Genomic DNA, 13488 nt, shown 5'->3' with positions numbered 1-13488 from the left:
TATTTATTACTGTTGATCTTGATCAACAAAGTACGATGATGTTTTTATTTTGTAAAAAAAAATGAAAATGATACCTGGAGCGCGGTTTTATCGATGAATCAGTGGGCTTATTAATGCAATCAAATTGTTGGTAAATTAAATGTTAATTCATTGTTTTGGTAGCATTGGAAAAATATAACCTTATTACTATTATAAGAACGGTCAAGAATTGAAATCAATAAATGTGAATCAGACGATTATTTTACTCAATAGTCGCCACGTAAAATATGGCTTTAATTATAGCAACAGCAGAGCAAGGTCCGTAAACACCGGTCAAGGGATCCCCGTCACCTGCGCAGGGAAAATAACACGTTAGGTATTTGCTGCGCAGGGTTAGAGGCCAACGTTGACCCGACAAAGATATCGGGCATTATGCATGGTATTTTATAGTCTTATTATTGGCGGTAACGCACCAAAATCAGTGCCACTGCCGCCAACGACGTGAGGGACACCGCATATAAAGACTGCGTTGCACCCCATTGAGCGGCCAGCCCGGCGGCGAGAGTGGTTGCCAGGGCTGCCGTTAGTGTCTGCCATCGCCATGCTTTGGCACTGGCGCCTGAAACACTTTGTGCCGGGAAATAGGCCAGAACGCTGAAGGTACCTAAAGCAAACACCACATTAGAGGCCAAATGCGCGACGAATATCAGCCCTAATGCCGTGGTTTTTTCTGCTGCCAGCAGCGGAAGCGCACCATAAGCCGCCAAAAAAATCCCTAAACACATCAATAAGTGCCGGTTACTTTTTGCATAATGTCGCAGCCTCTCGCCGTTGAGCAACAACGGGCCACATAACTGTCCGAGGCTGCGAGCGAACAGTAAAGGCAATGCCAACCCGGTGGCATCACCGGGACGGATTTGCTGTGCTATGGCGGGCAACAATGCCATGGCCGGCGAGCCGACGGCGGCCAATGCCGGTAGTAACAGCAGGCTGCGTTTTTGCAATATCGACAACCCAGCCCAGCGGATCACCGCCACCTGAGGCGGTGTGTCCATCTCTTGTAGCGGACGAAGGTGGATATGGCGTGCTGTGGCTGCCAGCAGCAGGATGGCCGCCACAAAACTGACTGCATCGATACTGAGCAAGGTTAGTGGGGAAAACACCTCAAACAACAGGACACCCAATCCGGTTCCTAGCAGTACCTGTGCAGAAAAAATCAGGGTTTCCATGCAAGTGGCAGCCGGAAGTTCCTCGGCTGATAATCCCTGCTTAAAGGTCAGCGTCAGGGCCGGATATGACATGCCGGCCAGGAATGCCGCGACCGACTGTACGGCCAACATTGCGGGGATATTATGATAAAACATACCCAGCAGCGGCAATATCAGGGCGAACATGCCCAACAGCTCGGTCAGGATCAATAAACGCAATGGTGGCACTCGGCGACACCCTTTCTCGCCAAAAAAACTGCCAAAAAAACCGGGTAATGTCGCCAGCACATAAGCTAGCGTCAGGGCGGACGGTGACGCATGCCAACGCAACAACTGGCCGAAAACCACCACCTGAGTCAGACCATTACCGACGGAAGACAACATAAAGGCGCCGCCCAGCAGTCTCAACCAGTGATGGTGACGCAAGGCACGGACTAACCCTATAAGCAGATTATTCATGAATAACGCTCTCAATAAAAAACAGAATATTGCGCATAGCCATGGCTACACGAATCAGAAAACTGTTTGCATTGAGAAATCGTTACATTGGCAAGTACGATCCTGCATTTGGCGGTGCTAAAAATCTAACATAACCACTCACGATCGGGAAAGGTTTAGGTGATGTTTTTTCTCATCAATACACCCATTACCGGCATCAACAACAGCACGTTCAGACCTGAGGTCCTGCCCTTTTCGGGGGGGTGTGCCGCGGGTGCCCGGCACAGACGTGCCGGGTTTTGCTTGTTGCGGCGTTATCTTGTTCAGTTCACTTTATTTCGGTGACAAAACTGTCGCGGCTGCGTCGGACTTTTTTCAAGTTCACCAGCCAATCACCTTCGCCCGCCCGATAACCCAGCGGCAGCATCACCACGCTACGCAGGTTCTTTGATGATAAATCGAGGATCTCATCGACCGCTGCCGGGTCAAACCCTTCCATCGGCGTCGCATCAACCTCTTCGAAAGCCGCCGCAATCAAGGCTGCACCCAGACCGATGTAAGCTTGGCGCGCAGCCGCTTGATAGTTAGCCTCCGTTCCACGATCGGCGACGATACCCAGCAACATTTGGCGATAATTTTCCCAAGCCTCACTTTTAACACCGCGTACATCGTTGGTCAGGTCGAACATCATATTAACCCGATCAGCCGTGATGTCATCCCATGCGGCAAATACCAGCAGGTGCGAACAGTCGGTAATTTGCGCTTGGTCCCACGCAACGGTTCGGATCTTGGCGCGAATATCCGCATTACTCACCACAAACAACTCAAACGGTTGCAGCCCACTGGAGGTAGGGGCCAGTCGCACCGCTTCAACAATACGTTCAAGTTTTTCGGCCGGCACGCTTTTGGTGGCGTCGAATTTCTTGGTTGCATAGCGCCATGCCAGTCTTTCATTTAAGGTCGTCATTGTTTTTTCCTTCAGGGCTTAATTTGAGCGCAGGGATGCTGTCCCACCGGATGGTGTAGCGCTGGTCTTTGTGATTATTGGCTTAACGGTAAAATGTGAGCCGGCTAAACAATAGCCGCACTGTAGCACGGGGAAAAAAGAGACTGATGCAGAAAAGTGCTGCGACTTATGCCGCCATCACGTGGGTCGCCGCGCGAGGCGTACCCTTACATCGGCGATAACGCATCCTTTTTAGAACGATGTTTGATGCCAAATTTAGCGCTAAGTTAATGCGGCAGCAATAGTGCTATGCGCGTCTACCCGAAAGTGATCAAACGCGGCGGCGCGATAAAACGTGACATGCAATTCTACGGGAGCGCCTCGAAGCAGTAGCCTTTTTGTCAGTTTTGTAGCTCGTTCATATTTTTAATTTGATCTCGGTTGAGCTGTTCTGTCTTGCCTGTTTCCGCATTTTTGTAAGACACCAGTCCGGTATCCTTATCAACTTGGGGCTTCCCATCAGTCACAATGGTTTTTCCATCAACGGTTTTGATTGCTTGGTCCGAAGAGCATCCGGCAACAAACAATAGTGATAAAGCGGTAAGTGTTACGGCAGTGAGGCACTTAATTTTCATGATGGTCACATCCTGAATAGTGAGATTTATTTAAGTAATGTTGATTAAGTATAGATGTTTTTTTGCTTGCTGGAGTTCATGCGTGTTGTGGCGATCGATAATGAGCACCATTCACTCACAAGAGGGATCAGGTCATTCAAATTAGGCCTCAGCCAATATCCACTAGCGGCGAATGAGGTCACGTAAAGCGTCGCGCCGACGCTGGAACTGTCATATCGTCCCGTATTCACGTGGATCCCCGCTACGTCAGCGCTGCGATTTGAGCGCCTTAGTCATGGAATCCAGCACCTTTATCAAAAACAATCTGCGTAGCTGCTAGTTGTCTACCCTAAAGAATTCGCGTGGCAGGAAGGCGCTAACGCAGCGAATCCCCAGAAGCTTACAATGCTAAACATCTAAAGCCGGTCATTACTTGTATTAGCTCAGACCATGAAAACGTCAGGTCCTTTATCTTCAATCACATTGATAATGCGTAACGCCGCCTGATTTGGCTTGCTTTCATTGCGCTCCCATTTCGACACGCTCTCAACCGACATACCTGTCGTGTGAGCAAGCGCCGACTGAGACATATGGTAACGTACGCGGACTTCCTTAATCTCCGCCCCTGTCATCGCGCGAACCTTTGGTATGCTGCGCGCTTCAACCGCTGCATTGATGGCGGCTACTGTCTCATCTTTAACTACGCCTAACGTGTTATAACGCTGAGCCATACCTTGAATGCGTTTCAGACGGTCACTCATCACAACTCACCTCTATTAGTTCTCTGTCTTTCAACAGCTGCATTATCTGCTTGAGCGACAGATCGACGAAATCAGTTGCGATCTTGCAATATGCGCCGATTTCATCATCTTCCAGCTCTTTTCCTTTCTTCTTTGATAGCGCACTTTTCAGATACATATCAAAAAAGTAAGCATTGGTTCCTTTGTTGAAAAAAACTATCGAACGCGCACCATCTTTTGCGCTCACTGCTGGTAAAACAAGGCGTTTTTTGTAGGTGTATTTGCCTAAATGATCACCGGGAAGCCCTGAAAATATTGCTTTTGCTGCTTTGCACAAGATGCAGGTAACGGCTGCTGCTTTGCACGTCACGCAGCCGGGCAAGCAGCGGGGTCAATACCTTGGCTAACCGGATGATCCAGTGGGCCATATTGGTGCGGCTTACCGGGTGGCCACTGCGGGCAAGCATGTTTTCCAAACGGTACAGCGGCAGCCCATCGGCATATTTGGCCACGATGATATAGGCCAGCAAGGCGGTGGTAGCAAAACATTTGCCCAGCGGATGGACCGGGCGGCGGGCCGCCACGATAAACTCCTCGCCATCGCGGTCAAACACCGCTTTTTCCTGCCAGTATTCGATGACTTTTAATTGGGCGGGAATAAACGCCAGCTCTTCTTTAACCTTGCTGAAGAAGGTGGCGCGGGCGCCGGCTTTTTCTTCGTCGGACAGGCACAACTCCACACGTTCACGCAGCAGGTTGGCGGAGAAACCGCGTTGGCGTTTTTGGGTGCCAGACGGCGGTGGGGGCGGCGATACGTCATCCGGCAGTTGAGCCAACAAGGACTCCATTGCCACGTCCAGTTCGGCTTCATCGAACAAGGCAATCTGGTCGGTATGCCGCTCACTGCTGGCGGCAAACTGTTGGGCTTTTTTGAGGCGGAGCAGCTCTTCGAGTAGGGCGATGTAACATTCGCGATGTTGAAGCTGTTGCTGAAGTTCCTCGACCTGCGCCAGCAATTCAACCGCAGATAAACTGCGGTTGTCTGGGTTTTCGGCTGGCGGGGAAATGGGCGTTTTCATGGCTAAATTATAACAAAAACAGCTACCTGATGCTTCTTATTTCGACTAATTAACGCCATCATAATGCAGTTTTTTATGCCCATTGAGCAGACTGATATCATAACCATCCAGCAACCAGTTAATCTGCTCCCCGGTCAGGGGCAACAGGTCATCGGCCAGATTGGGCCACTTGAATTTCTCCTCTGCCAGCGCCTTGTAATAGAGGACAAAACCATTGTCTTCCCACATCAGACATTTGATTTTATTGCGCTGGCGGTTAGTGAAAGCATACAGCGCCCCGGAAAAGGGATTATGCCCCAGTTCCTGTTCTATCAGCGCCGCCAGCCCGTTGACCTGTTTGCGAAAATCGATGGGTGCGCGATAAAGATAAATCTGCGGCATCGCCAGCGCCGGGCGTAAGTCACGGTTACGCATCAGAGTTGCCTGAGAATAGCGCCCAACAAGGTCACATTGCTGTTATTAAGACCGGTGATCACCAGGCCATTTGGCAATGAGAGTGTCAGTTCGGTTGGGGTGTCGGCGTGGGTGATGTCGGCGGTGACTTTGGCAAACCCTGGGGCACGCGCTTGGGTCGGGTTATCGGTGCAATATTTTTGCCGCCAGTAAACAAACTGGTGATATGTCAGTTGCTGTTGTTGACAGAAAACCTGGCCAGAAAGACCGGATGCTTGCCAGGCAGTGATCTGTTCGCGCCAATGCTCGGCACGCTGTTGAGATTTCATGATTGCGCCCTGCATTTATGGTAGACAAAGGCAGTGTGGTGCAGTTAATCACTGAAAAAAAGATGCCGATTTAAGGGCGCTTACCGAACATGCGGATGATCTTGCGCTCAATCTCGTCAGAGAGGTGGTCTGATACTTCTTCACCAACTGAGGTTCAAAGGAGCCGTTACGGTCGCGGGAAGTGGCGAGTTCAAAGGCACCGGTGGGTGATTTAACTGTCTTTTTGGTCGAGCCGTTTTTACGGTTAGCAGCGATATCCTGAGCAAGGTGAGAATCCAGCTCAGCAGCCAGCGCGGCTTCCGTTAACTATTTGATTAACGGTGTCAATATGCCATTTTTCCCGTTAAGGTCGGACCATCCTGAAGTGCTTTCAGGGCTTTATCAAAATCGAAGGGCTGGGACATGTATCATTCCTTTTTGTCGGTATTTAACTGGAATGACACCGAACTTCTAACACTCCGTCGCTTTCTGCCGTGACCGGTTTCTCTGGAGCAATAGTCATTGATCAACCGTTTCCTGATCGGGCCAGATCGGGTCAAAAGCGGGGCGATGGCCTTTTAAGGCCCCTACCCAGCCCGGTTTTCCTGATGTTACGCAGAAAAATTATTTCTTATTGTTGGGCTTCAACTGTTCGCCAACGTTAAGCGCGAAAATTTCGTTATCACTTGTCGAGATACGTGATGTGCCATCTGGCATCAAATACGCGCCCTCCGTGAAACCAGCTCCATTGAGGAATGGAGCTACCGCGCCTTGCTTATTATTCAGCACCGCGTCCAACGCCAGAATGGCGTAAGGATCAATACTATCGATGTCGGCATACTGGCGATCGGAGCTTTCCATAAAGAAGCCGTTATGCAGTTTGGTCGCCACGATGTTGTCAGCCACGGTCTCTGCCAGCGTCAGATAATCCTTCACCTTGCTGGTTTGATAAATATCCAGCAGGGCAAAGACGGCGTAGGGATCGTTATTGCTGGTCGCAAGGTTAACCTTCATGCTTTCTCCCGGTTTGCTGCCCATATCACCGAGGTCCTGACCCATGGCAATACCGCGTACCACTTTCCACAAATCAGCATCGTTATCCTGTGAGTAGGCACGTGCGTAAGACAGCATAAAGTCGCTGGTGGCCTTGTAAGGTTTCAGTACAGTACCTTTTTTACCGTAGTAGCCATCGCGCGGTAACTCATAGTTGGAGAGGTCTTTACCATTGGCAATCATCGGGCGGAAGCTGTTGTTAGCTGCGTCGTAAGCATATTTGGCAAAGGCCTTGAGGCCATCGAGCGTCCATTTTTGCAGGTCTTTACCGTCGTTGCCGAGGTCGCTCGCCAGTTGGAGCTGCATCAGCGCATTCTCGGAATAAATGGTGCTGGTGCGACCTTTTAACATCATATTACCTTCAAGCGCGCTCGGACCAAATTCAGGGCCAAACTGGCGTTGTGCCCGGTCGCCATACTTGGACTGGGTATCGGCGTCGTCCGTTGTCGACTCACGTTTGAGCGCTTGAGTGAATTGATATACACCCAGCCCGGTGGTTTTGTCGCGTGGCAGGACATACTGCTCGGCCAAACGTTTTGCCCACACCAGCGCGCCTGCCTCATTGTTGTATTTATACAACATGGACGCGGAATAGATTAAGTCGTTACCTGCGTTAAGGAAGCTCAGACCCTTAGTGGCGAAAAAGGGGGGTTGCTGCTCAAACTTGTTGTTCCAGAGATCGCCCATTTTCTTGCCATATTCGCCATGACGACTGGTTTCCATGATCTTCCAATCATACAGATGCGCATTCCAGAAGGCGCGGATAAAACGTTCGGCCGCTGGTTTATTCACTTCAAACATCAGGTCGTAGTAGGGATAGGCATTTTTTAATTCATGCACCCTCTCTTTCTCACTCGGCCCTTCGGCTTGTAGCGTTTTGAGATCGACGAAACGATGACCGCCCCAGATTAGCAGACCGTTCTTATCCTGATAGTGATCGAAATAGTATTTCACGTTGTCTGCCGCGCGCTGGTGGTAGCGCGCATCTCCGGTAAGATGGCTCAAACCGACCAGAACGCGCATCAGATTCTGTTGTGCAGAGAAATTGGAAAGCACGGCTGTTCTGCCGCCAGGAAAATGCCATTCGAGCTGGTTGCCTGTGCGCGGATCGATACCATCCGCCAGCAACGGAGTCGGTTTATCGCCATGGTAGTGATCGCCTGCTTTATCCAGCACGGTATCGACATACTGCTGGACGGCCTTGAGGCGCTGTGTGCTATCGGCCTGTACCGGCGAGATACTGAGCATAAGCAGTGATGCTGCGACTAAATTAAGATAAAAAGTATTCATTATCAATATCCTATTAAATAAAATACTAATCTAGCGCCCAATCAGGGAAGATCGCTTTCAGAGTGAACATGGCCAGCTGTGCTTCAGTTAATTGGCGTCGTCCCGGGGTAATGGACGCGCCTGGGCCAGAGCTGTTGGCCTCGAAAAAACGAGAGTCCTGTGGATAGAACCAGATCGTTTTGCCCTGTTTATCTTTGCCCGACATCTTGTCCCAGCCGTAGATATGGTTGTCCATATAGCAATTGATGAAAACAGACTGTCCGATGGCCTTTGGATCAGCATAGCGCCCATCGTCAAAGGTGGTGGTCGGGTGCCACGGGCGGCCCAGGGCGAAGCTGTTCGCCGGAACGCCGCTCTCTTTTAGCAGCTGGCTGTTGAGAAATACCAGGCCGTAAGGTGACTCGCTTTTTGTGCTCGGCGCGGTCAAATAACCGTAGGGCGGTGCGATATCACTGCGGTCACGGGCGATGATTTTGCAACCATCGAACACCATAACGCCCGAGCCGAAAATGAAGTCGACATGGCCACCGATCTCGCAGTCGGTGAAGTAGCTGCGGCTGCCGGTTTTGCTGTAGAGCGTGTCCTGATAGCCTTCGAGTCTGACGCGTTTAAAACGTGCCTTGTCGCTTTTCTCCGCTAATAACAGCGCTACCGCTTGCGTGTCCTTGAGTTTACCCGGCGCGCCTTCTGGCAGCGCCCGATTACCGGGGAAGTCGAAATCATTGCGGATAGTGAGATCTTCGGCAGTAAAGTGGCTGCCGTTGACCAGTAACGTGCTACTGCCCGAAGTGCCCCATTTTTCGCCCTGCGGATTCAGCATGCCTGCGGCGGTGGTCGCGCTGATCACCGTTTCATCACGCGCTTCACCTTTCAAGGTGACATTGGCCCGGTTGATCTCCAGACGTTCGTTGTAGATCCCCTTTTTGAGGAAAATGGTGAAAGGCGTGTCGTCTGCGGGTGCGGATTCCAGTGCCGCCGCGATGGTGGCAAATTCGCCTTTTTGTACCTTTGTCGACACGACAACCTGATTCGATGCCGCACAGACCGTGCCGGTGACGGTGAAAGAGATCAACCCCAGCAGAAATGCTTTGCCCAAAGAATGTATGAACATGTTGTCTTGCTCCTTAATTCAGTTGACCGGCCAATGACGTTAACTGCGTATTTTGTTTAATCGCCCCGGCGACCAACTCCGCGACAGCTTCAGCCCCTTTTTGCTGGAAGTGTGTCGTATCCGGCTTGCTCATCACACCCGCGGTTTGCGTTTTGTAGTAGGGGTAACGGCTGTCATTGGGGTCGATCGCTAGCCAGTAAGAAGTCCAGTCGCTGGCATGATGATTGGCGAAATCAATGGTCAACTGTTCCAGATCAATCAGTGGGACCTGCTTATCCTGGGCAGTTTTTTTGATGGTGGCAGAGTAATCGCCGGTAAAGGCGTAGCCATTGGCACTGTTCTGCCGGGTGTAGTGGCTACTGATCACTGGCCGGGTATCCCCATCTTTAAATGCCTGCTTGCGATCGGCATTCGTAAAACGTGTCGTTGGCGTCATCAGAATTGGCGTAGCACCTTTTTCACGAGCCAAATTAATGTAGTTTTCGAGTGCGTTTTGGAATGATAGCTTGGGCTGGCCGGCCGGATACTGCTTCATTCCCTGAGCATCATTGGGGTAGCTACACAGGTTTTTAACATCGGCCGCACCGCGAATCGGCTTGGCCGCGTTGCAGTTTTCATCGTTATGCCCGAGATCAATCAACACCACATCGCCCGGTTTGATGAATCGCGCCATCTGCTGATACCAGCCTTCGTTATAGAAGTCGCGGCTGGAGCGACCAGAACGAGCGCCGTTAAGTACCTGAACTTGCGCGCCATCGCGAAAACGCTGCTGGAATACCTGGCCCCATCCCATCCGCGGCAGACGGCTGACTTCGTAAGTGGCGGCGGTGGAGTCACCCACGATCAATACGCGGGTTTTAGCCGCAATGATTGCCTCTCGTTCTTTTTTTGCGCGAGTGTAGTCAAATGGTTCATAAGGGTCGCTGGCAGTCAGCCCAACCAAGGGGCGAAAAGAGATGTCACTCAATGTGGTCTCACCGGCTTGCCCGCTGTTGTTGTCGTAGCCTCGATTGTGATTAATTACCAGCAAAATGGCGTCAATGCCCTGACCATTTGCCTGCATCGGCGTGCTAATCGGGTTAAAGGTAGCAGCGTCTTGAATACCGGCCCGGGTTAGCGCGGCGTCCATTCCCGCGTGAAAATGCGCCAGCGGCTGTTGCAGCAGCTCGGCTTTCATCGCCTCTGCGCTGCCACTCTCGATCCACTGTTGGGGCCCGATAAATTTCAGTGATACAGCGATTTCTGATACCAGCCGATCGGTGAACGGGGTGATGTTGGCGACGTTGGTCTTGCCGTGGTGTAACTGCGGGAGGACTGAGGCCATGCAGCGAGCACGCTGAGTATCGCTGTTCAGGCAGTTATGACTCGTTTTGCCATCAGGTAAGCGTGGGTCGACCGAGCTTAGCAATAGCGGGGCCTGAAGTGAGGAAGCATCGAGGCTGAAGCGGCCCTGCTGATCCGTTTTGGTGCTCTGCTGGCTGCCGTTTTTGTCGATCACGGTCACCTCGGCGGAGCGCACAGGGCCGCCATTGGCTACCGTACCTTGAATCAATGTGGTCTGCGCCATTGCCGGTGTAGAAAGCAACAAACTTAATGTCATGAAACATGTTTTAACTTGCATATGAACCTCTCCATCTGGAGCGCCGCGGGCAAGAAGCCACCGCGTCTCCCCGCAGTAATCAGAAGGTGTAGGTGAAACCGGTTTTGATTTTTACTTCACGCGTATCCGTCACTCGGCTGCTGGCGACATCTTCAGCACCCAAATTGCCTTGCCAGTTCTCGGTAAAACGATAACTTATATCTATATCTTGTTGATAATCATGATTTTTATTATTCTGCATGATATAGTCACCGTCGTAATAATATACTTTGTAACCTACGGTGACGTGACCGATCCCGGAGAGGATTGCCCCCAGTTCATAGCGGCTGCGGTGGGTATCACCATCGGCTTCGGTACGTTTACTGCGGGTGATTTTACGGAGGTCGTAGCGGTATTGCGCATACAACGCCAGCGCGTCATTAATGTGGTAAGTGAGTTTCAGCCCTGGCGTGTAGCGTGCGCCTTGGGTTCCGCTATCGCCAATGTTGCCTGAATAGCCTTCACCGCTGGTGCCGCCTGAATAAAACTTGGTTTCGATGTTCGGCGTAAGGGTGACATTATCGGCGAGCATATGATCGTAGCCGGTATAAAACGAGTAAGCATTCGACACAACGTCATCGAGCGCGATATCCTGTTTTGTGTTATAGAAAGCTAATTCAACGCCGAGATAGATACCATTATCCATAAAATGAGCCATGCCAATTTTATCGCCATGGTATCTATTCTGGGTGGCATAATTGTGTTCATAATTAAATTTGGTGTCAGAGGCGTTAGCTGCCGAGTTTGTCAATAACAGCAGGGCCATTCCGGCCATAATAAATGTTTTTTTCATTTTCATTACCACTGTAAATTAAGCGTAAGGTATTGGTTAGAAAAAATGCATCAGGCGTTTAGAAAACGTAATTAAAGCCAATTTTAATTTTCGCTTGCCTTGATGCCGAAGTGCCTGACACGGTGACATCATCGACTTCTAAATATGGCATCAATTTTTTAAAATATTTATATTGGATCTTAAATTGGTTTTCGTAATCGTTCTTTTTGCCATTATGAACGGTATAGTTTTTCTCGATGAATTTGCCATTTTTGTACGAATATGACTCGGTGACGTTATCGCCCAGGTAGTAGTTGAACACATAGGTCAGCGCCAGATCCTTAAACCCTGAATAGGTGAGGCCGGTATCCAGACGGTGGCGGCCCGTATCGGATTTTGACAGGTAAGTGTCGCCCGCATAGCCATACTTATCAGAGTTGCTAATCGTTGAATACCGTGTGCTGCGCGATATTTTTTTAAGTTCATAGCGGTAACGCGCGTAGGCCGACCACTCTTTATTGATTGAATAATTGTACTTTATTCCTGGCTGATAAGAGACGGAGGAGGAACCGATAGACGTTTCAAACGACGGCGTGATAGTGCTTTTTTTGTCACTCAGTTTAAAATCTTTACCAATAACTAATCCGCCTGAACCGCCCTGCATATCGTCATACGCGGTATCGTAATTACTGTTACCCCCGGCCGATGTGCTGAATTTTACTTCATATGACCAGCCACTGGTTAATTTGTGAATCAGCTTGATTGAGTCGCTATGACGGCGATCCATCGTTTTCCAGTTATGTTCATACTGAAAAGTGGTTTTTCCATCTGTTGCCAGACAGGATAAAGGAAATATTGCGAATATTAATGCTACACTCTTTGTATCCATCATTAATTTTTCCCAGAGTTACTGTGTTTCTATTTTCAATATAGTAATCCACATCAGAGGTGGGTCTGACGTACGTAAACGCGTCCTGATCGGTTACTTTCTACAAAAAGCATAAACAACTTTAAACGGTTACTGATTGAAAATATATCCATTGCGTTAAGTCGTTTATATGAAATTAATATAATTTCTCTTAGCAACTGATTGCATATGGATATCACCACGAACTCATGATATCAAAAATAAAACGTTGTTTTATTTAAAACGATCACATATTTCATAATGTAAATCATCAAAAAACGTTAAGAAAGCGTAAAAACACACAGTATTATGTAAATCAGCGTGGACGCTACGTGACTTTGTTAAATAAATGAATTTTTCAGCCAGCATCAGGTGAAGTGGCACGCTAAATTTGGCCACCTGAGGTTTGGTCATTGAGGCATGGAGCGCCAGCGGCGGCTCTGCCGGTGCAAGAAGTATCGTTACAATGGTGAGCAGCAAAGGTGTGAAACTCGGTCGCTGGTTGGCAGGGCGGCTAATGAAAGAGCTCGGTATCGCCAGCTGTCAGATGCCGACACACAAATACAAACGAGGAGAGAGTGAACACGTTGAAATCCCAAATCATCTCGACAGGCAGTTCGCAGTCACAGAACCGGACCAGATTTGGTGCGGTGACGTGACCTATATCTGGACGGGCAAGCAGTGGGCTTACCTGGCTGTGGTGCTGGACTTATTTGCCCGCAAACCGGTGGACTGGGCGATGTTGAACTCGCCTGATACAGCGTTAACAGTAAAAGCGCTTCAGATGGCTTGGGAGCTACGCGGCCGGCCTAAAGGTGTGATGTTCCATAGCGACAAGGTAGTCACTATACCAGCCATGAGTATCGACAGATACTTTGGCGCTACCGGATAACGTAAAGCATGAGCCGTCGCGGCAACTGCTGGGATACTCAGTCTACTATACTCCTGAATACCGGATCGGACTGACCCGTGCTGGGATTGGCTGAACTGCCTTTGTGTTGACCTGTCGTA

At 49.9% G+C, this 13488-nt stretch carries 12 protein-coding genes and 3 pseudogenes; 1 reads left to right on the top strand and 14 read right to left on the bottom strand.

Annotated features, from left to right (window positions below):
* Positions 1–434: 434 nt before the first annotated feature.
* The 14 genes and pseudogenes from SJI19_RS12335 to SJI19_RS12270 all read right to left on the bottom strand — a co-directional run bounded on the left by SJI19_RS12335 (position 435) and on the right by SJI19_RS12270 (position 12462).
* Entirely contained in the window at positions 435–1646 is a 1212-nt protein-coding gene (locus tag SJI19_RS12335; protein WP_323478560.1) for an MFS transporter, read from the bottom strand.
* Positions 1647–1953: 307 nt separating this feature from the next.
* Positions 1954–2592 carry a nitroreductase family protein gene (locus SJI19_RS12330; protein ID WP_323478559.1) on the bottom strand — a complete coding sequence of 213 codons (639 nt, stop codon included), beginning with the start codon at positions 2590–2592 and terminating at the stop codon, positions 1954–1956.
* Between the two features lie 380 nt (positions 2593–2972).
* Positions 2973–3206: a YgdI/YgdR family lipoprotein gene (locus SJI19_RS12325; RefSeq protein ID WP_323478558.1), complete on the bottom strand. Its 234-nt coding sequence runs from the start codon at positions 3204–3206 to the stop codon at positions 2973–2975.
* A gap of 422 nt (positions 3207–3628) precedes the next feature.
* Positions 3629–3946 (bottom strand): helix-turn-helix domain-containing protein, encoded by a 318-nt coding sequence (locus SJI19_RS12320; RefSeq protein WP_323478557.1) that lies wholly within the window; start codon positions 3944–3946, stop codon positions 3629–3631.
* Positions 3939–4262: a type II toxin-antitoxin system RelE/ParE family toxin gene (locus tag SJI19_RS12315; RefSeq protein ID WP_416347539.1), complete on the bottom strand. Its 324-nt coding sequence runs from the start codon at positions 4260–4262 to the stop codon at positions 3939–3941. The genes SJI19_RS12320 and SJI19_RS12315 overlap by 8 nt, the downstream gene beginning before the upstream one ends.
* A 4-nt stretch (positions 4263–4266) precedes the next feature.
* A pseudogene (locus SJI19_RS12310) lies at positions 4267–5004 on the bottom strand (transposase); the annotation flags it as partial.
* A gap of 45 nt (positions 5005–5049) precedes the next feature.
* Positions 5050–5418 (bottom strand): IS66 family insertion sequence element accessory protein TnpB, encoded by a 369-nt coding sequence (tnpB, locus tag SJI19_RS12305; protein WP_323478555.1) that lies wholly within the window; start codon positions 5416–5418, stop codon positions 5050–5052.
* Complete coding sequence (gene tnpA / locus SJI19_RS12300; protein ID WP_323478554.1) at positions 5418–5726, bottom strand: IS66 family insertion sequence element accessory protein TnpA; 309 nt, start codon at positions 5724–5726, stop codon at positions 5418–5420. Before tnpA ends, tnpB begins: the two co-directional genes overlap by 1 nt.
* Before the next feature lie 85 nt (positions 5727–5811).
* Positions 5812–6130 (bottom strand): annotated as a pseudogene (locus SJI19_RS12295) (transposase); the annotation flags it as partial.
* A gap of 199 nt (positions 6131–6329) precedes the next feature.
* Positions 6330–8048, bottom strand: coding sequence for a pectate lyase (locus tag SJI19_RS12290; protein WP_416347538.1), 1719 nt, complete (start codon positions 8046–8048; stop codon positions 6330–6332).
* Between the two features lie 25 nt (positions 8049–8073).
* Positions 8074–9159: a pectinesterase family protein gene (locus tag SJI19_RS12285; RefSeq protein WP_323478553.1), complete on the bottom strand. Its 1086-nt coding sequence runs from the start codon at positions 9157–9159 to the stop codon at positions 8074–8076.
* Positions 9160–9172: 13 nt separating this feature from the next.
* Positions 9173–10780 (bottom strand): SGNH/GDSL hydrolase family protein, encoded by a 1608-nt coding sequence (locus tag SJI19_RS12280; RefSeq protein WP_323478552.1) that lies wholly within the window; start codon positions 10778–10780, stop codon positions 9173–9175.
* Between the two features lie 58 nt (positions 10781–10838).
* Positions 10839–11591 carry an oligogalacturonate-specific porin KdgM family protein gene (locus tag SJI19_RS12275; RefSeq protein WP_323478551.1) on the bottom strand — a complete coding sequence of 251 codons (753 nt, stop codon included), beginning with the start codon at positions 11589–11591 and terminating at the stop codon, positions 10839–10841.
* Between the two features lie 58 nt (positions 11592–11649).
* Complete coding sequence (locus SJI19_RS12270) at positions 11650–12462, bottom strand: oligogalacturonate-specific porin KdgM family protein (RefSeq protein ID WP_323478550.1); 813 nt, start codon at positions 12460–12462, stop codon at positions 11650–11652.
* Positions 12463–12907: 445 nt separating this feature from the next.
* Here SJI19_RS12270 and SJI19_RS12265 point away from each other — a divergent pair.
* Positions 12908–13371 (top strand): annotated as a pseudogene (locus SJI19_RS12265) (DDE-type integrase/transposase/recombinase); the annotation flags it as partial.
* Between the last annotated feature and the right edge of the window lie 117 nt (positions 13372–13488).

Source organism: Acerihabitans sp. TG2, assembly GCF_035013185.1.
Taxonomy (GTDB): domain Bacteria; phylum Pseudomonadota; class Gammaproteobacteria; order Enterobacterales; family Enterobacteriaceae; genus Acerihabitans.
The sequence above is the reverse complement of the archived record's forward strand: the minus strand, read 5'-3'. Positions and strand labels throughout refer to the sequence as shown.